Origin of the sequence: Lysinibacillus fusiformis, assembly GCF_016925635.1 — a bacterium.
Classification (GTDB): Bacteria; Bacillota; Bacilli; order Bacillales_A; family Planococcaceae; genus Lysinibacillus; species Lysinibacillus fusiformis_F.
In genome coordinates this window covers 3,059,727-3,079,015 of sequence record NZ_CP070490.1, presented here as the reverse complement: position 1 = coordinate 3,079,015, position 19,289 = coordinate 3,059,727, and the positions used below count along the sequence as shown (strand labels likewise).

At 36.6% G+C, this 19,289-nt stretch carries 14 protein-coding genes; all 14 read right to left on the bottom strand.

From position 1 onward, the window contains the following. Nucleotides 1-172 precede the first annotated feature (172 nt). The 14 genes from JTI58_RS14935 to JTI58_RS14845 all read right to left on the bottom strand — a co-directional run bounded on the left by JTI58_RS14935 (nucleotide 173) and on the right by JTI58_RS14845 (nucleotide 19,283). Nucleotides 173-691 (bottom strand): hypothetical protein, encoded by a 519-nt coding sequence (locus JTI58_RS14935; RefSeq protein WP_205442042.1) that lies wholly within the window; start codon nucleotides 689-691, stop codon nucleotides 173-175. A 16-nt stretch (nucleotides 692-707) separates the two neighbouring features. After that, nucleotides 708-1,925, bottom strand: a complete 1,218-nt coding sequence (locus tag JTI58_RS14930; protein ID WP_205442041.1) for an aminopeptidase — start codon at nucleotides 1,923-1,925, stop codon at nucleotides 708-710. Nucleotides 1,926-1,954: 29 nt separating this feature from the next. Next, nucleotides 1,955-2,707, bottom strand: coding sequence for an ABC transporter permease (locus JTI58_RS14925; RefSeq protein ID WP_205442040.1), 753 nt, complete (start codon nucleotides 2,705-2,707; stop codon nucleotides 1,955-1,957). A gap of 3 nt (nucleotides 2,708-2,710) precedes the next feature. Continuing rightward, nucleotides 2,711-3,649, bottom strand: coding sequence for an ABC transporter ATP-binding protein (locus JTI58_RS14920; protein ID WP_205442039.1), 939 nt, complete (start codon nucleotides 3,647-3,649; stop codon nucleotides 2,711-2,713). Between the two features lie 506 nt (nucleotides 3,650-4,155). Continuing rightward, on the bottom strand, nucleotides 4,156-8,868 hold the full coding sequence (locus JTI58_RS24890) for an InlB B-repeat-containing protein (RefSeq protein WP_243456050.1): 4,713 nt from the start codon (nucleotides 8,866-8,868) through the stop codon (nucleotides 4,156-4,158). A gap of 415 nt (nucleotides 8,869-9,283) precedes the next feature. Further along, nucleotides 9,284-9,892, bottom strand: a complete 609-nt coding sequence (locus tag JTI58_RS14885; RefSeq protein ID WP_205442037.1) for a TetR/AcrR family transcriptional regulator — start codon at nucleotides 9,890-9,892, stop codon at nucleotides 9,284-9,286. 374 nt (nucleotides 9,893-10,266) lie between these two features. Next, complete coding sequence (locus JTI58_RS14880; protein ID WP_004224896.1) at nucleotides 10,267-11,133, bottom strand: 2-oxoacid:ferredoxin oxidoreductase subunit beta; 867 nt, start codon at nucleotides 11,131-11,133, stop codon at nucleotides 10,267-10,269. Next, entirely contained in the window at nucleotides 11,133-12,872 is a 1,740-nt protein-coding gene (locus JTI58_RS14875) for a 2-oxoacid:acceptor oxidoreductase subunit alpha (RefSeq protein ID WP_205442036.1), read from the bottom strand. Before JTI58_RS14875 ends, JTI58_RS14880 begins: the two co-directional genes overlap by 1 nt. Nucleotides 12,873-13,135: 263 nt before the next feature. Then, nucleotides 13,136-13,402 carry a stage V sporulation protein S gene (locus JTI58_RS14870; protein WP_053594284.1) on the bottom strand — a complete coding sequence of 89 codons (267 nt, stop codon included), beginning with the start codon at nucleotides 13,400-13,402 and terminating at the stop codon, nucleotides 13,136-13,138. Between the two features lie 177 nt (nucleotides 13,403-13,579). Beyond that, nucleotides 13,580-14,377, bottom strand: a complete 798-nt coding sequence (locus tag JTI58_RS14865) for a TIGR00282 family metallophosphoesterase (RefSeq protein WP_205442035.1) — start codon at nucleotides 14,375-14,377, stop codon at nucleotides 13,580-13,582. Between the two features lie 123 nt (nucleotides 14,378-14,500). Further along, nucleotides 14,501-15,511, bottom strand: a complete 1,011-nt coding sequence (locus JTI58_RS14860; protein ID WP_205442034.1) for a glycosyltransferase family 2 protein — start codon at nucleotides 15,509-15,511, stop codon at nucleotides 14,501-14,503. Further along, nucleotides 15,493-17,022 carry an oligosaccharide flippase family protein gene (locus JTI58_RS14855; RefSeq protein WP_205442033.1) on the bottom strand — a complete coding sequence of 510 codons (1,530 nt, stop codon included), beginning with the start codon at nucleotides 17,020-17,022 and terminating at the stop codon, nucleotides 15,493-15,495. The genes JTI58_RS14860 and JTI58_RS14855 overlap by 19 nt, the downstream gene beginning before the upstream one ends. Before the next feature lie 19 nt (nucleotides 17,023-17,041). Continuing rightward, a complete protein-coding gene (locus JTI58_RS14850) occupies nucleotides 17,042-18,241 on the bottom strand; it encodes a glycosyltransferase (RefSeq protein WP_243456048.1) in 1,200 nt (399 codons plus the stop codon). Beyond that, a complete protein-coding gene (locus JTI58_RS14845) occupies nucleotides 18,198-19,283 on the bottom strand; it encodes a glycosyltransferase (RefSeq protein ID WP_205442031.1) in 1,086 nt (361 codons plus the stop codon). The genes JTI58_RS14850 and JTI58_RS14845 overlap by 44 nt, the downstream gene beginning before the upstream one ends. Nucleotides 19,284-19,289: the final 6 nt, after the last annotated feature.

Sequence of the window (19,289 nt, the reverse complement as noted above, 5' to 3'; positions counted from 1 at the left end):
TTTTTTTTAGGAAGAATGCCTGAAATAGCCCCACTCTTTTCTATAATAGAAAGATCTTTAGGCATTTTTATTCACCAATGACAAGGGTATGAAGTGGCGATGTTCCATCTGAATAAAGCCCTCAAACTGTGTAAAAAAATCGTTCTATTGGATGCTTCCTCATAAGCTTGATTTAAATGGTTTGTTTTTTAGTAAATTCCTCTAAAAAAGTAGTCAGTTGATGAAATTCCACAGAGAAAACATCTTGCATACCAAAATAGCCCTCTTTTTCATCAATAACCGTGGCAAACTTTTTATAAAGACGATGAATATAGCCATGATGGCGATAAGCATAAAACTGGACTTCCTTCACTTCTGGATGTTCTTCTAAAATATGATTAAGCATTTGTAGAAAACCATTAACAAAGGATCGACTATTTTGATAATCTTTTTTTAATAGCGCACAATCAATAAAAACGATATTTTTATTTTTAAATTGATCTTCTCGTATACCCAATGTATAGCTCGCCGCCGCGATTACTTCCTGTTGTGGATTTTGAAAGAGAAGCAGATTTGTCTCTTCTATCATGACATATAAACTACCTAGTGTATCTAAAATTGGATACATATCATCAAATATATTTCTATTTTGCAAAAAGAAAACCGCGAATTTTTCATAATCCTTGTCAGTCTTACATTGCACTATTTCCATTCCTTTTCCCCCTTATTTAGTGGGCCCACTTACCATTCACTAAAATGGCTTCGACAGTACCGTCTTCACGTATACCATTGACCTGTAATTTTTGTGAACCTAACATAAAATCAATATGGATCATACTATTATTTATGTTTTCTAGATTCGCACGATCTTCTTCTTTCAAGCCTGATGTATAGGCTTGCCCAATAGCTAAATGACAGGATGCATTCTCGTCGAATAAATTATGATAGAATAGTAGATTGCTTCTGGAGATTGCAGAATCATGAGGAACCAATGCCACTTCGCCAATATATCTTGCTCCCTCGTCTTTATTAAGCATATTTTGTAATGCTTCCATTCCTTTTTCAGCTGAGAAATCAATAATCTCTCCATCTTTAAACGTAAGTGTAAATTGATCAATGATCTGCCCTTCATAAACTAATGGCTTTGTATTTTTGACTATCCCATTTACACCTTTTTTGAGTGGTGTTGTATAAATTTCTTCAGTCGGCATATTACAAATAAATGAACTTCCATTGTCATTCGTTTCTAAGCCATTAACCCAACGATGATTTTGCGGTAGCTCAATTTTTAAATTTGTGTCTTCGCTAATGAAATGTAAATAACGGAAATACTTATCGTTCAATAAAGCTGCCCTTTTATTTAATGTTTGGATATGTTGCCTCCAGGCTTTTAGTGGATTTTCTTCTTCTAATCTTAGTATTTCAAAAAACTTTTCCCATAACTTTTCCAGAGCATTTTTGGGCTCTAAATCGGGGAAAATAGACCCTGCCCATTGCTCCGTCGGATAAACAATAACAGTCCAACTAACTTGCATTCTAATCAATTTTTCGGTAAACGAGCGAAAAGCAAGTGCAGAAGCATACTCTGCTTTTTCTACCTTAACAGGGTCTACTCCCTCCATATTTTGCAAGTGGGGTGAAATTATATAAAGAAAAGCGGCACCACTACTCGCCATTTCTTCATACCCTTTCACAAGCCAATCAGGTGTATAGGCTAAGCCTTGCTCTGTCATATATTCATATTCAATTCGAGCAAGCTCTTCATCAATCCACCTTATATAAACATAATGTGCACCATTGAGATAGGCATGTCGACAAACCCTTCTAACAAAATCGGCAGCAGCTATTGAGGCAGAAATCACTAAAGTCTGTCCTTGTTGAATATTTATTCCTACTTTAATGACCAACTCCGCGTACTGTTCTATTTTAGTTTCAAAAGTTTTCATTCTATGTTAAACTCCCAATTTTTAATATTTTAATGAACACGCCAATGTATTTTTTTACTGATTAATAGATAAGAAAAGCATGAAAAAATAAGTAGAATCAAAACATCTATTAATGTAGAATTGGACCATCCAACAGTTAGCATACCGTGTAATACATTCGCTACATACGTTGTGGGTAGCACATAGGAAATCCACTGAAGAATAATAGGAAGATCTTTCATCTCAATCATAACTGGTGTTAAGAAAGTGACAAACATCAGTAAAAATTGGGCTACAATATTTGTAAATTGTGGATTTGGAGATAAAAACCCCATTAATACACCAATGCCCACTACACTAAAAATCGCCAATAATGCTACTGGTATTAAAAGCCACTCGAAATGAAGATTCACCCCATAAATTTGCTGACCGAAAGTAAATACAATAATAAAAGAGGGTAAGGAAGTTAAAATACCATAAAACAACAAAGATAAAATAAAATTAACTTTACGGATGGGAAGGGATGAATAATATGTAAAATAACCTCCGAATTTTTGATACGATATATCCTGCCCTAAAATATTCATTCCCATTAACAGAATACTAAAAATCATATTACCAATAATTAATCGTGCCAATTGTTCTGAACTTGATTCACCCAGTAAAAATTCAAGAAACACTAAAGTAACCATTGGAAAAATGGAAGACATTGCAATGATCCATAATAATTGATGCCTTACGATGGCTATTTGTATACGAAATAGAATAAATAATTCAACAAAGAATTGAATAAAGGAATTCATAAGCTATTCACTCCTTTGTTGCTCTTGAAGTAATGAATAGACATCTTCAAGACTTGGAGGTAACAGAGAGTACTGACTGATGTTCAATGTCTCATCCTGTATTATTTCAATAATAGTACGGACCGCGTTTTTCTCAATTAGCAGGGTGAGTTTTGTATCCTCTACTAATTCAGCTTGCCCAAAAGCTTTTAGTCTGTCTTGGATATTTTGAATAGAGGCTTCCTGCGCATAAATTTCTAAACGCATTCTTTGGTCTACCCTTTTCTTCAGCTTTTCGATATGGTCAATGGCTAAAAGCTTTCCGTTATCTATAACAGCCACACGATGGACAACTTTTTCAGCTTCCAAAATATTGTGAGTGACTAAAATAATTGTTGTACCCTTTTGGTTAAGCTCACGAATGATGTCCCATACTAATTTCCGTTTTAATGGATCTAGCTCGTTTGTAGGTTCATCCAAAATCATGACGGATGCCTGACCAATCAAAGTAGTTCCTAAACTAATGAGTCTTCTTTGGCCACCCGAAAGCTTTGATAATAGCTTATCTCGATAAGCTTCCATGCCTAACCTCAGCAAAATGTCATCAGTCTGTTGTTTCGACTCTTTTTTTGAAAGCCCCTTTAACCTACCCGTAAAATAAATGGCTTCCCATGTTTTTAAAAATGATAAAGCAAAAGTCTCTTGTGAATAATAGGCAGTCTGTCTCAATACATACTTCGTATTCTTGGATACTTCTTGGTTATGAAACTTCACTGATCCCTCTGTTGGTGCTAACTGTCCAATCATTTGCTTAATCAATGTGGTTTTTCCTGCTCCATTCGGCCCTAATAAGCCAATAATTTCTCCTTTATTTATGGTCAGTGAAATGCCATTATTTGCTTTAAATTTACCTTTTTTATAGTAGAAAGTTACATTTTCTAATTCATATATTGGTTCAAGCATGTTAAACAGCCTTCTTTCAAAAGATGAGGTCTGACTAAAAAGTCAGACCTTGAGGTAATAATTATTTACCGAAGGGCTTTGTATCACCTTTTGGGAAATTCACTATTGGTGGAAACATCAAAATTTTTCACCTCACTTTCTTTTTTATTGAGTGAACAACCATCAGATAAGCTAATGATAATCACTACTTATTTTCGATTTTATATTACTTCAAAGTAATATACAACAAGAAAAATAGAAAAATCAGTATTTTCTTACTTCTAATAATAGACTAACTTAATTTATAATTTCCTCTATCTATTAGACTATTTACAAACAAAAAATATTTTTCCCTTTGTTGCTACACATTATTCGTAATATCCATCATCTTTGTCTTCTTTAAATTAAGTAGCTTCAATGTTTTAATAAAAATATCTATTTCTAGCTAATCTATATTATCCTAAAGTAATATTTGATTTTACTGTGTTCATAACGATGTGAAGCTGTTAGATTACACAAAAAGATATTTAAAATTGGAGTGCCCTGTATAAAAATGTCGCTAGCTCTGCACGTGTTACTGGCACATCGGGATGAAATTCACCATTACTCTCAAATGCAATCCCAGCCTGTTCTAGTGCTGCAATATAACCCGTGCTCCAATGATTACTAGAAACATCACTAAATGAACTTGTACCCTCAGAAGGTAGTCGTAATGTTTTTGCTAAAATTTTTGCTACTTGTGCACGTGTAATAGCTTCTACTGGATGGAATGTGTCACCCATCCCATCAATAATTCCCGCTTGCTGTAGCGTGTTGATCTCTTCATAGTAGACATGATTTGTTGCTATATCAGAAAAGGCTTTTGCTGAGCGAATTGATTCAAACTCGAAGGCGCGTGCAAATAATACTGCCACATGCATACGACTAATCGGTTCATTTGGACGGAAAGTGCCATCTTCATAACCATGGATAATCTTAAGTATCGCTAGTTCCTCAACTATCTCTTTTGCCCAATGGCTATCCATATCATAAAACCTTACCATTTCTTTGGGTAGTGGTGTGTCTGATTCGTCCACTAGCAAAGGTATCCACTTTGCATATATTACTATATTCTTTCGAATAACTGTATCCTCATCCCATTCAATTTTAAATGCTGCATCCTCATACCAGCCATCAAAGCGAAAACCATCTTTGGTAGGTAAAGGTAAATCACGTATTTTTGTATTATAAGTAATCTCTTGTGGAGGAAGTAGTGTACCACCATTTGTATGAAAAGTGATTTTCACAGTTGATAATGAAGAGTAGTCATTATCGTTGGGTGATGTGGTATTGTCACCTGATGATGGTGGATTTACTATCCATTGAGCATATAATATGACATGCACTTTACCAATTGGAAAAGTTTCATTTGCTTTATACACTGTTCCTGTCCCATCTGCCTTGGTGTTCCACCCTACAAATGTATAACCTGCTTTTTCTAGGTGGCCGCTATTTCCTTGGACTGTCACTGTTTGATTTTCTTCATACCGTGTACTATCCTCTGGTACTTGACCCGCTGTTGCCTCATTTGCATCATAGGTAACTGTATATGTTGCAGTTTGTTTTTTTGTCAATTGTGCGTAAAGGATCACATTTGTTGTGCCCATTTGAAAAGTGTCATTCGCTTTATACGCTATACCTTTTCCATCTGCCTTGATGTTCCATCCTACAAATGTATAACCTGCTTTTTCTAGGTGACCGCTATTTCCTTGGACTGTCACTGTTTGATTTTCTTCATACTGTGCACTATCCTCTGGTACTTGGCCTCCTGTTGCCTCATTTGCATCATAGGTAACTGTATATGTTGCAGTTTGTTTTTTTGCCCATTGTGCATAAAGGATCACATTTGAAGTGCCTATTTGAAAAGTGTCATTCGCTTTATACGCTATACCTTTTCCATCTGCCTTGGTGTTCCATCCTACAAATGTATAACCTGCTTTTTCTAGGTGGCCGCTATTTTCTTGGACTGTCACCGTTTGATTTTCTTCATACTGTGTACTATCCTCTGGTACTTGACCTCCTGTTGCCTCATTTGCATCATAGGTAACTGTATATGTTGCAGTTTGTTTTTTTGTCCATTGTGCGTAAAGGATCACATTTGTTGTGCCTATTTGAAAAGTGTCATTCGCTTTATACGCTATACCTTTTCCATCTGCCTTGGTGTTCCATCCCGTAAATGTATAGCCCGTCCTCATTAACTGGCCGACATTTCCTTGGACTGTCACCGTTTGATTTTCTTTATACTGTGCACTATCCTCTGGTACTTGACCCGCTGTTGCCTCATTTGCATCATAGGTAACTGTATATGTTGCAGTTTGTTTTTTTGTCCATTGTGCGTAAAGGATCACATTTGTTGTGCCTATTTGAAAAGTGTCATTCGCTTTATACGCTATACCTTTTCCATCTACCTTGGTGTTCCATCCTACAAATGTATAACCTGCTTTTTCTAGGTGGCCGCTATTTCCTTGGACTGTCACTGTTTGATTTTCTTCATACCGTGTACTATCCTCTGGTACTTGACCCGCTGTTGCCTCATTTGCATCATAGGTAACCGTATATGTTGCAGTTTGTTTTTTTGTCCATTGTGCGTAAAGGATCACATTTGTTGTGCCTATTCGAAAAGTGTCATTCGCTTTATACGCTATACCTTTTCCATCTACCTTGGTGTTCCATCCCGTAAATGTATAGCCCGTCCTCATTAACTGGCCGACATTTCCTTGGACTGTCACCGTTTGATTTTCTTCATACTGTGCACTATCCTCTGGTACTTGACCCGCTGTTGCCTCATTTGCATCATATATTACTGAGTAGAATGGTGTCACTTCATATACGCCTAGATCGATTGTTATTCCCTGAATACGTTTGTTGCCAGCAATATCTGTTGTTACATCTGCTAATTCAGGATAATTAACTTTCCCTCTATCTATTGCTGGTGAGTCAACTTTTAAGCGATAATCTTTCTTGCTAGAATCCATAAAAATATCTGTTGGTATATAGTTGGATGTATCTGTAGTATTCCCGTCCCCATCAATAAGTTTCCCTCGTACATTCCTTCCTACCTGTACATCTAGCAAACTATTTTCAACTTTGCCCTTATAATTCGAAATAGCAATTTTCCTACTATTTCCAATAATAATAGTATTTTGAATTTTACTAACTAGATCACCTCCATAAATAGCACTCTCCCCATATCTTGGAATATCCCCACTAATAGTCACATTTGTTAAGATTATATTACTATTTGGAGAGTCATTACTTATAGAAGCTCCTTCAAATTCTGCCTTGTTTCCAGTGAATAATACATTTCTTAGATTAGGGCTACTATTATCTTGATTGAACAGGCCCCCTCCAATATATGCATCATTACTTGTTAATGTTGTATTTGTCAAAATCGGGCTGCTAGAACCATTATTAGACATAGCCCCTCCACCATAGTTTGCTGTATTTCCGCTAAATAAAGTATTCATAATAATTGGACTGCTATCTTGATTATGCATACCAGCTCCATTGATGGCACGGTTTTGATTAATCTTCACTTCATCAAAGCTAGGACTACTATAATTGGAAGTAAAAACACCTCCACCTATCTGAAGTGCCTGATTATTATTAAATCTCGTATTTCTTATGACTGGGGTACTGTCACGACCAGTTATAAATATCCCCCCTCCATACCCTGCCTTATTTTCGCTGAATGTTACATTTGTTAAAGTTGGGTTACTATTATCGTTGTACATACCCCCTCCATACATAAATGTCTCATTTCCAATAAATATTACATTGTCTAGGCTCGGATCACTACTTGCATTGTACATCCCTGCCCCATAACTACTTGCCGTATTGCTGGTGAATAATACATCTATTAAGGTCGGGTTACTCATCTCATTAGCTATACCACCTCCATCATAGCTTGCTACATTTTTATTAAATTGTACATTTGTTAACATTGGACTACTTTCGCTATTGTACATTCCTCCTCCTTTCCCTGAAATTAAGGCCTTATTTCCATCGAAACTCACTCCTGTTAAACTAGGATTACTTTGTTTCGTATTGGACATAGCCCCTCCTTTATTCTCTGCTTCATTTTCAATAAATGTTACATTTGTTAAAATAGGACTACTCCCATAATTGTAGATACCCCCACCTTCACTTTGTGACCCAGTTGTCTTATTTTTTTCAAAAATTACATCTTGAAAAGTCGGTCCACTATTATAGTTATAGATAGCGCCACCTTGGAAGCCAGCCTCATTTTCAGTAAATGTCACATTTGTTAAGATAGGATTACTTTCACTATGATTGTAGAGTCCACCGCCCTGAAGGCCCGCTTTATTACCATAAAAATTAACATTCGTTAAAGTCGGACTATTTCTACTAATATTGAACATACCTCCTCCATATAAATCCATAGTGCTCCCATTAGCATTTCCTTTCGTAATCGTGACACCATCGAGAACTGCTGTTTTATCTAACTCTAGGAAATAGGAATGGAAAAAAACATGATAAGCACTACTACCATTAGGTAGTGCGCCACTTAATATGGTTTTGTATGTCTCAAAATCTCTCTCTGCTAATGTCGTTTCATCACCTTTAAAACCACCATAAATCCCCACGCCATTTTTCATTTGAAATGTTGCACTACGTGGATCATTACCATTCACTTTTCTAGTTGGCGTATATGTTCCTTGGGCAATCCATATTTGATCTCCACTTTGTGCCTTATCTAATGCTGATTGTAAATTATCAAAGGCATTTACCCAATTTGTACCATCATTACTTCCTTCAACAGTATTCAGATTCACATAAATAATGGAATTACTTTCCGATAATAGTGAAGGCTGAGATCCTGCAACACGAATAGTATGCTTACTGATATTTGGTTGTCCGATAATTCTAAACCAAATTGAATAATCACCTGCATCAGTTAAGACAAGTGGATCCATCATATCGAATATCTCCCATGTATCCCCTTCATTGACTGACCACTCTACTTGCATACCTTCACTATCAATCGAGGAAGTTGCCATTTGGATCGTGACAGGATTTAAAGCGATATGTCCTTCTATATAAGGTTCTCCTTCTGTTGTCAGGATAATTGTAAGTGGCTCATTAGCTGTTGCAGACACAGTTATACTACCAAATAAAGCTTGTGCAAATAATAAACAGATGGTAAAAAGCAACATCAACTGTTGCCACACTTTTCTCATAACAGCCCTTCTTTCTTATTACTTTATAAAAATAACCTCTTTTTGTATGAGTCTTCCAAATAGGATCCAATATTCTAGAAATAAAAGCTATAACCGTTACTCTATCAAATTCCAACTTATATTACTCAAAAATAATATAAAGGTACAAAATACCATTTTGCGTCATCGTTTGAATTCCAAGCACTGCTACCCTGTCGAATAAAACGATACAACTGTTGCCATATCTTCCCCTCTTTCTGTAGATTCCTATCTGATATGCCTTACTACTAAAATAAATAGACTCACATGTATAACAATATCTAGTGGCTATAACCGTTACTTATTTCCAATTTCATATTATATTACTGAAAAGTAATATTCAACTACAAAAAAGAAAAAATTTGTATTTTCCTTTTTCCCTAACGGTGCAGTTGAACTATTGGACACTTTGTTCTCTATTCAACATTCCTTCAATGAGTAAGTCTACAATTTCAGTGGCTATCTCTTCTGGCTTTTTTAGCTTTGGCAGTAGTTGAACAAATGTTAATCGCTCAATAATGCCTATTAAGCACTCTGCCACTATATGTGTATCTATATCTTTGCGAAAGTAGCCAGCATCTACTTCATAATCCAGATTCTCTTTAATTTGCTTGACAATTTGTACCTTTATTTCATCAGCCTTTGTTGATAAATAAAAGCCAATCCGTGTTAAATTAGGGTTTTTGGCAAAAAATGCTAATAATTCCTTAACATTATAGATAATACGCGCTCTTACTGTCCCTTGCTCCAATGCAGGCTGTAAGCGGCTTTTTTTAGCTAAATCCATCATTCGTAAGCGAAAAAGATTTTCTAATTCTTCAAAAATGGCCTCTTTATTTTTAAAATACAGATAAAAAGTAGGCTGACTTAATGATGCACTTTTTACTATAGTACTCACCTTCGTTTCATGATATCCATGCTGCGCAAACTCTTTCGCTGCAATTTCAAGTAATAATGCGCGACTTTCTTCTCCACTTGCGCCTTTAGGTCTACCTCTTTCTGCCATAAAAAACTCCTCCATTTAAGTACACATAAAACATTTTTTTCTATAGAAAAAGTCCTTTATAAGGATAGTTAGTTGTAAAACCTTACCTCCAATAAAAAGGACTAAATTTACTATTAGGGTAACATGAAGGAATCATTAGAGCAATGACTTTGATCTACTCTCGAGATAAACCTGTAATCCTAACCTTATCAATTACTCGTGGAAGCTATGTATTTACCCGCGATTGATTACTAAATACTCGCGGTAGCTATGCGTTTACCCGCGATTGATCACTAAATACTCGCGAAAGCAGTATATTTACTCGCGGTTCCTTACTAAAGCATAAAAAAAGCATTTGGAATGTCATCATTCCAAATGCTTCGATTCTATCATTTTTACATAAATTCTTTTACTAAATCATTGAAATCATTTTCGCTCATTTTGATATCGATATCTGTTAATGGTAGCTCTGAGTAGCCAGGTACTTTTTCTTGATACGACGTTGTTTCTGTATCATGATAAATAATGCCTGTTACTAAGCCCTCGTGCTCCATCACTGTACGCATCGCCATACCACGATCTGAGTGATCATAACCTTCGACATCCGCTAGCTTTGTTAGGTTCTCTTTAAACCAATCATATGTGTTCACTTTGTTATACGTTACACAAGGTGAAAAGACATTGATAAATGAGAAGCCTTTATGGTTAATACCAGCTTCAATTAAAGCTGTTAACTCTTTAATATCTGTAGAGAAGCCTTGTGCCACAAATGTTGCACCACTTGTTAATGCTACCTCTAATGGTTTTAATGATGGTTCAATCGCTCCACCTGGTGTAGATTTTGTAATAAATCCAGCAGCAGAACGTGGTGATGTTTGACCTTTTGTTAAACCATAGATTTGGTTATCCATAACAATATAAGTAATATCAATATTACGGCGAATTGCATGAATTGTATGCCCCATACCAATTGCAAATCCATCACCATCACCACCAGAAGCGATGACATGTAAATCACGATTAGCCATTTTTAAGCCCTGTGCAATTGGAAGTGCACGACCATGAATGCCATGGAAGCCATAAGAATTGATATAACCTGAAATACGACCAGAACAACCAATGCCTGAAATGACCGCAAGTTCATTTGGTTCAATACCGACATTTGCAGCAGCACGTTGAATAGCTGCTTGTACAGAGAAGTCTCCACAACCTGGGCACCAGTTTGGTTTCACTGTATTACGAAAATCCTTAAATGTTGCCATTAGCGAGTCAACTCCTTCACACGATTTTCTAATTCACCTGGCAAGAATGGTGTACCATTATATTTAGTGATTGTCGCGATTTTATCGTGACCACCAACATTCATCTTCATAATATTAGCTAATTGACCTGTATAGTTATTCTCTACAACGATCACTTTTTTCGCTTGTGCAACTAGAGATGTCATTTCTGCAGTTGGGAATGGGTGAATTAAACGAATGTGTGCGTGATTCACTTTCATTCCTTGCGCATTCAGTCGTTCTTGTACTTCTTCAATAGCGCCTCTTGTTGAGTTAAAGCCTACTAATAAAATCTCGGCTTCCTCATGTGGTGCATTGACAAAGACTGGGTTATCAAATTTCAAACTCTCTAATTTACGGAAGCGTTTATCCATTTGTGTTTGGCGATTACCCGTTGCCTCAGACGGCTTCCCTGTTTCATCATGTTCAACACCTGTAACGTGGTGAATACCATGTAGTGTACCTGGTAATACACGAGGTGAAATACCATCCTCTGTATCTTCATAGCGTTTGAAGTAGGCTTTGTCTGCCGCTTCTTCAAGGTCATTAATCACAATTTTACCGCGACGAATTTCAATTTTATTATAATCAAATGGCTCAACAGATTGTTTTCCTAGAGATAATTGTAAATCTGTCATTAAGATGACTGGTAATTGTAGTTCCTCTGCAATATTAAATGCTTGGATTGTATCAAAGAAAGCTTCCTCCATCGTCGAAGGTGCAATGACTACTTTAGGGATTTCTCCATGTGTTCCGTAAAGCATAGCCATCAAGTCAGATTGTTCTTGCTTTGTTGGTAATCCTGTTGAAGGGCCCCCACGTTGTGTATCCACTACTACTAATGGTTGCTCTGTCATACCTGAAAGACCGATTGCTTCCATCATCAATGAAAGACCAGGACCCGCTGAAGCGGTAAAGGAACGTACGCCACCAAAGTTAGCTCCGATTGCCATTGTTGCTGCTGCAATCTCATCTTCCGTTTGAATTACCGTACCACCAAATTTCGGTAATTTTTTAATCAAATATTCCATAATTTCTGAAGCCGGCGTAATTGGGTAGGCTGCCATAAAGCGTGTCCCAGCTGCTAATGCGCCAAGCGCTACTGCATCGTTCCCAATCATAAACATACGACGTTTGCCATCTGCAGGTGCAAGCTCCCATTCGCCTATACGATCAACTAAAAGCTCATTCATGATTTGGCGACCACGTGTAATAGCTTCCATATTTTTTTGAACGACTTCTTCGCCCTTTTTACCAAAAATATCATCGACAACATTTTGGAATACTGCATCCTCTAGGTTTAGCAATGACGCTGTTGCGCCAATAGCCACCATGTTTTTCATCAACGAAGTACCAAGCTCAGCTGCTACTTCTGTGAACGGTACTGCAAATAATGGCGCTTTGGAATCCTCTGGTTTAACAGGATCAAATTTTGCATCAGCTAAAATAATACCTTTTTCTGTAAGCTCTTTATAATTGACATCGATTGTTTCTTGATCGAATGCCACTAAAATATCTAAATCATCCGCAATTGCACGTACTTCTGTTGGACGAACTGTAATTTTATTATTCGTATGGCCACCTTTAATTCGAGAAGAGAAGTGACGATAACCGTATAGGAAATAGCCTAGACGATTCATTGCCATTGAGAAAATCTCACCAGTACTCTCAATCCCTTCACCTTGTTGCCCACCGACTTTCCATGAAAGCTGATGTAACATGTCAACAACTCCTTAAATCCAATGTGTACTATTATTTTTCCTTCATAAGTTTAACACGAAGAAACCGTCTGGACTATTGTTTCTCCACGATTTAGGTGAAAATCAGACCTTTGACTGAAAATCCTGTTCATAAAGTTGTAATTTTCAAATCCAAGCAAAATCACGCACCTATTTCAAGTGACATCTATCATATGTAAAACAGGAAAACGAAAAAAATGCCCGCCACATTATTATGTGACAGAGCATTTTACTTCATTACTTTTTTATCGAGTACGTTTTTCCACTAGCAGCTTCAAGGCTGTACGTTCTTCGCCAGCAATTAAAATATCGGCAAACGCCGGTGCGCAAATTAAATCTGTGCCACTTGGCGCTACAAATCCGCGTGCAATGGCCACTGCTTTCACGGCTTGGTTAAGTGCCCCCGCCCCAACTGCTTGCATTTCTGCCTGCCCTTTTTCTCTGATTACCGCGACTAATGCACCTGCAACTGAATTTGGATTAGAGCGTGATGATACTTTTAATGAATCCACAATTATTCCTCCCCGTTTCGCGAATAGTGTTTACGCTCAACAACTCATGTCCCCCTTTTTGGACCTCAAGTTATTGTCCGTAGCACATTTTATGCTCCGTAAAACGGAAATAGACTAATTTGACAAAGAAACCTATATCCTCGTAAAAGAAACGTAAAAAAACATTCTTCGACTTATCTATCCTTGAAATGGATAATCTTCATTTATATAAATGCGTTCACAGGCAATGGCTTTTCCTGTTCGATCATCCATCTCTACAAAGAAACCACTTAAAACCTCTCGTCCGTTTTTCGGTACTTCAAAACGAGATGGCATATTTGTTTGGAATTTATAGATGACACTTTCCTTTGTCATACCTAAAATTTCATCATACGGACCCGTCATACCAACATCCGTAATATAAGCTGTACCTTTTGGGTAAATTCGCGCATCTGCTGTTTGCACATGTGTATGTGTCCCAACAACCGCTGAAGCTTTCCCATCTAGATGCCAACCAAGAGCAATTTTTTCACTAGTCGCTTCCGCATGAAAATCCACGAAGACAAGTGGAGATATTTGTCGAGCTTCTTCGATCAATTGATCTGCCATTGTAAACGGATCCTCATGTGGAGGTAAAAATACACGACCATGTAAATTTATGACAGATAATGTCACACCATTTTTAGAAATTTGGACCATACCTTTACCAGGTGCTTCACTTGAAAAGTTTGCCGGACGGATTAAATAATCCGCGTCATCAATAAAATCAAAAATATCTTTATTGTCCCATGTATGATTGCCCATTGTAATGACATCTACACCCATTTGTAACAGGCTGTTATAAATATTACGAGTAATCCCTCGGCCTGCCGCAGCATTTTCCCCATTTGCAATAACAACATCTGGATTATACTTCTTTTTTAAGCGAGGTAAATATTTTTCCACCGCATCTCGACCAATTGAACCAACAATATCACCAATAAATAAAACCTTCATTTTTTAACCACTCTTTCTTTCCATTACGCCTCTATGATTGTGCTAGAGACTTTACTTCGCACCTTGAATACCATCCCTAATTGTACCGCTAGGCGAAGGATTACGCAAAATAAAAAATACAATCTAACAGCGTGAAATCACTTTGGGCTTTTTCACATTCATGTAAATCAGTGTCGAGGATAAGGTAAGCCAATTCATTTTGATGAGCTTTAAAAAAACAAGCTGTTTCATATTGCGATTTATTAACTTAACCTTTAGTATGTCTGGATAAGCCTTTAAAAAGGATTGAAGCTCATACTTCATATTTTGTTTAGTAGCACTTTGATGAAGAATAATCAATAACCCTTCGAATTGGTAATTCAGAAAGCTATTTTTCACTTCACCATAAACCTCTCCACACTGTAATTCTTTTAAGAGCTTTTTATACAATACATCATAATTATGCCGTAAATGAACCATCGCTTTTCTTGTTAAGGAGCATTGATTGGTTACATTATAATAATAAAGCTGTCTTGGTACATGACAGATAGATTGATTTTTGAGGATAGCTCTTGTTAGAAAAACTGTATCTTCTGCGAAGTTCATCCCCTCATCAAACCTTAGCTTATGCAAATCTAAAAAGGATTTTTCATACAATTTGCAGCTGGCAAAACCAAAATGTTGTTCTCCTATTTCAGTAAATAATTTGTGTAAACACTCTATGGCATTGTAAAAACGGTAAGTGTTGGCTGGATAATGTAATTGTCTACTGCCTTCCGCTTCTTGCCAAAATAAATCGCATTTCGCAATATGGGAACCAGTCAACCTGCATGCTTGATACAGTTCTTCAAGCATTGTTAGCTCTAGCCAATCATCTGCATCTACAAAGGTGACATATTGACCTTTAGCATGTTCTATTCCTACATTTCTTGCTTGACTGACACCACCATTTTCGCGATTAAAAACGGTTATGCGTTGATCGAGTTGGGCAAATTTTTGCAAGATGGATAATGATCGATCTTGACTGCCATCATTGATAGCAATAATTTCAATATCCTTTAATGTTTGATGACAAATACTTGCGAGACATTTCTCCAAATATTGCTCAGCATTGTAAACTGGCACAATAACACTTACTAAGACTTTGAACGCCAAAACTTTTTGCCTCCTTTACGGCAAAGCTCTATCCACTTTGTTCTCTGTTCTTTCCTCAAGCCAATACAGAAAAGACTGGCAGCTGCCAATAGCGTATAATAAAAAATAGATAAACTAATAGAAAGCCAAGTAACATGAAAGTTTGTTAGTTCCCATAACAGTCGACTACAGCAAATAGCGATGGCAAAAGCGAGAACTAGCCTACCAATAGTTCGCCAAAACCCAAAGATATCCAAGCCGATTTTCTTATGGTAATAAATATTCATAATGACGACGTTTCCGATAAATAAAGAACAAGCTGTAATAATTGCCGTGCCGACCTTGCCATAAAAATAGATAGCTGGAATGGATACGACAATATTTGCGACGGCAACACTGATTAATAAAATGGTTCTAAATTTAAACATATTTTTTGCCTTCAGCACATTAAGACCTAAATTTTGTATGAGATCAATACTAAACGGCAACATAATAATGAGTACAATTGCATAAATGGCAATGAAATCTTGCCCGAGCCACAACAGTAGAAACTCACGACCAAAAAGGAAAAAACCACCTAGTATATACCCCACTACTAAAAATTGAATGGCTCCCACTTTAATAAATAGCTGATTAATTTCTACTAATCCATCTTCTTTTGTTACAAGCATAGAAATACGAGGTAAAAATAATCCGCTAATCGCTAAAGCTAGTGACATAAAAATCAGCACAATTTGAATCGCTACTGCATAAATAGCAACATCCTCGGTTCCCTTTAAAATGCCTAATAATACTTGATCGGTTTGCCAATAAATTTTATCAACAATAACCGTGATAAAAATAAAAAATGAATAGATGAAGATTTCCTTTATAAGTGCTGTATTTTTGAAGGTAAATGTAAATTGGATGGACAGCACCTTCATGCAATAAATGGCATCTAACACTAAAAAAAGTATGTTATATATCGCGATAATATAGATGAGTGTCACCGCATCTGTTCCCTGTAACAAAAAAAACAACATTGTCAAAGGCTGTACAATCACCTGTAATAATGTTGTTAATTTAATAAAAATAAATTTTTCATATGCTTGTAGGATGGAAGTAAAGACACCTAACGGGAATTGCATCGCTAAACTAATCGTCATGATAAAGCCCATTAGCCTAGCCTTTTCTAATTGTTCCCCCGATAGGCTTTGCCCAAAAATAATAGCCACATGGGAAAATAAGAAAAATCCTATCAATAAAGTAAGACAGCCGATGCCAATAAATAACTTCAGAAAAAATCCATTTAATGATGCTTCTAATACCTTATCCGCTGCTGCTCGATTTCTAGCAATATAGCGTACAATCGCATTGCCTAACCCCAAATCTAAAATGGAGAGATAGCCTACAAGTACTATCATTAAGGAATATAAACCAAATTCTTTCTGACCAAGGAGTGATATTATAATCGGTGTGAAAATTAGCGAGGAGAGCATTGTACAGCCGATCGTTATATAAGAAAGAATGGCTCCAATCTTTATTTCTTTCATGAGCACACCTTTCTATTAATTAGGATGGACTTTCATTTAAAATCGCTGGATATAATGATTGGTATTGCGCAACGACCTGTTGAATTTGAAAGTTTGCTAAAACATGTTCACGACCAAGACTCGCTTTTTGTGCATATTGCTGTGAACTGTAATTTAAAGCCGTATTAATCCCACTTGCTAAAGCCTCTGCATCTTTAGCAGCTACAACCTCGCCACTATTCCCAACCAAATAGGCACAATCCCCAACATTTGTTGTGACACAACATGTACCACTAGCCAGAGCCTCCACTAATACATTCGGTAGTCCCTCTCCTACTGAGGATAAAACGAATAAATCTGCTGCTGCCATTAACTGCGGCATATCCTCTCTACTGCCTAATAAGAATGTCACCTGCTCTAAATGGGCATCCTTAATCATTTGCAATAATTCTCGATTCGAGTGATCGATTTCATAGCCGACTAAAAATAGATAAAAATCTTGTCGTTGCTGTCTTAAATGATTTAAACTTGCCATCAAATTCGCATAATCCTTTAATGGGTCCCATCTACCCACATGCAATAAAATTGATTGATTGACGATATCAAATCGCTCTACAAAATATTGCCTTTTCATGCTTGGTTTATATAGATCTGTATTAATACCATTTACAATAACACGATGCTTTTTACTACTGTAGCCAATTGCTTCATGAATTTCCTTCACCTTAGGTCCACACGAAATAATGGCATCTACACGTTTAGACAATCTTGCACAGAGCTTGGCAATAAAAATTGTCCTACGTTTATTATCCTGTTTACTAAGATTACTATGGTGAATACCCCAAATTAATTTCTTTTTTAGCAAGATTGCTAAAATATACCCTAGTAAATTAGCATGATACATCCATGTTTGAATAATATCGCTATCTCGACATAATCGATAACAATGCAATAATGCACTTACTTGATTGCTACGCATATCGCATATCGATACCTTGATGTTTAATTGCTGTTCTATAAGCTCCCCATACGATCCCATCTCTGTTAAACAAATGACCTCTACCTCGTAATCATCCCGATCCATGTGTTGTAAGAGGCGATAAAGCATGGCTTCCGCTCCACCAAGGCCGATGGTGGTGATGATATGAGTAATTTTAATCTTCTTTTGAATAGTCTCATCCTTCGACTTATATTCTTTATATGTAGACGGCACATAATTTGTTTGTAATCGTTTCTGCATCAAGACCTTTCCATTTGATACTGTCACAAATCATTTGATGATCCACTTTCACATTTTTTGTCACAATGGCTTGAATCCAGCTATCCATCTCCCCATTCAGGTCTAAATAATGCAATAAACCAATATTTAGATCTACTTCTCTTGGTAAAGTGGAAGAAACAATAGCGGGTATACCACAAACTTGTGCCTCTAAAAGGACAATCCCAAAGCCTTCGTATTGCGATGGTAAAAGAAACTTATCAAAGAGTTGAAGAAGCTTGAGAATATCTGTACGATGCCCTAAAAATCGAACACACTCCTCTACGTTTTTTTGTTGGACAAGAAGCTGGATGTCTTGTTCTAAAGGGCCGTCACCTACTAGAAATAATTTTATCGGGATACCTTGTTGCTTTAATTTTGCAGCTAGTTCAATTAAAAATGAATGATTTTTTACGGGGACAAACCGTCCAATATGTCCTAACACTAAATCACCATCTTGTATCGCTAATTCTTCTTTCATACGTCTTTTCTCTTCTAGCGATAGACATTCTATTTTTTGAAGTTCAATTGGATTTGCGATTACTTCAAAAGGTTTCTTATCAAAGCAAAACTCTCCCGCTTTTCTACTACAGGCTATTAACTTTGTTGCATTAAAAACACTGAGTTTTTTTAACAAAGTTAAGATCACTTTATTATTCCACTCTTCTGCAACATTCGTATGACTGTGTAATACGCGGCATGGAACGCCTGCTAATCGTGCTGCCAGTAATGTAAATACGGCTCGATAACCTGTGTGGTCGTGAACTGCGTCATACTGTTGTTGCTTTAGGATGCGATAAATATTCCTGATATAAGCGAGCGGACCTTGCTCTGTAATGTATTTTTCGTAAAATATCTTAGAGCCTTGTTGGGTTATCATTTCATGGTATTGCCCCTTATTAAAAGACACGAAATCAAAGTGGTACAATGATTTATTTGTATTCGTCCAAATATCTACAATCATTGTCGTAATCCCACCAAAATCTGTTGTTGGAATAATATGCAGAATCTTTTTCAATGCCATTTTTCA

Excerpts from the sequence above, each read along its gene's own strand:
- JTI58_RS14935 (WP_205442042.1), bottom strand. The coding sequence starts at position 691 with ATGGAAATAGTGCAATGTAAGACTGACAAGGATTATGAAAAATTCGCG.
- JTI58_RS14930 (WP_205442041.1), bottom strand. The coding sequence starts at position 1,925 with ATGAAAACTTTTGAAACTAAAATAGAACAGTACGCGGAGTTGGTCATT.
- JTI58_RS14925 (WP_205442040.1), bottom strand. The coding sequence starts at position 2,707 with ATGAATTCCTTTATTCAATTCTTTGTTGAATTATTTATTCTATTTCGT.
- JTI58_RS14920 (WP_205442039.1), bottom strand. The coding sequence starts at position 3,649 with ATGCTTGAACCAATATATGAATTAGAAAATGTAACTTTCTACTATAAA.
- JTI58_RS24890 (WP_243456050.1), bottom strand. The coding sequence starts at position 8,868 with ATGAGAAAAGTGTGGCAACAGTTGATGTTGCTTTTTACCATCTGTTTA.
- JTI58_RS14885 (WP_205442037.1), bottom strand. The coding sequence starts at position 9,892 with ATGGCAGAAAGAGGTAGACCTAAAGGCGCAAGTGGAGAAGAAAGTCGC.
- JTI58_RS14880 (WP_004224896.1), bottom strand. The coding sequence starts at position 11,133 with ATGGCAACATTTAAGGATTTTCGTAATACAGTGAAACCAAACTGGTGC.
- JTI58_RS14875 (WP_205442036.1), bottom strand. The coding sequence starts at position 12,872 with ATGTTACATCAGCTTTCATGGAAAGTCGGTGGGCAACAAGGTGAAGGG.
- JTI58_RS14865 (WP_205442035.1), bottom strand. The coding sequence starts at position 14,377 with ATGAAGGTTTTATTTATTGGTGATATTGTTGGTTCAATTGGTCGAGAT.
- JTI58_RS14855 (WP_205442033.1), bottom strand. The coding sequence starts at position 17,022 with ATGAAAGAAATAAAGATTGGAGCCATTCTTTCTTATATAACGATCGGC.
- JTI58_RS14850 (WP_243456048.1), bottom strand. The coding sequence starts at position 18,241 with ATGCAGAAACGATTACAAACAAATTATGTGCCGTCTACATATAAAGAA.
- JTI58_RS14845 (WP_205442031.1), bottom strand. The coding sequence starts at position 19,283 with ATGGCATTGAAAAAGATTCTGCATATTATTCCAACAACAGATTTTGGT.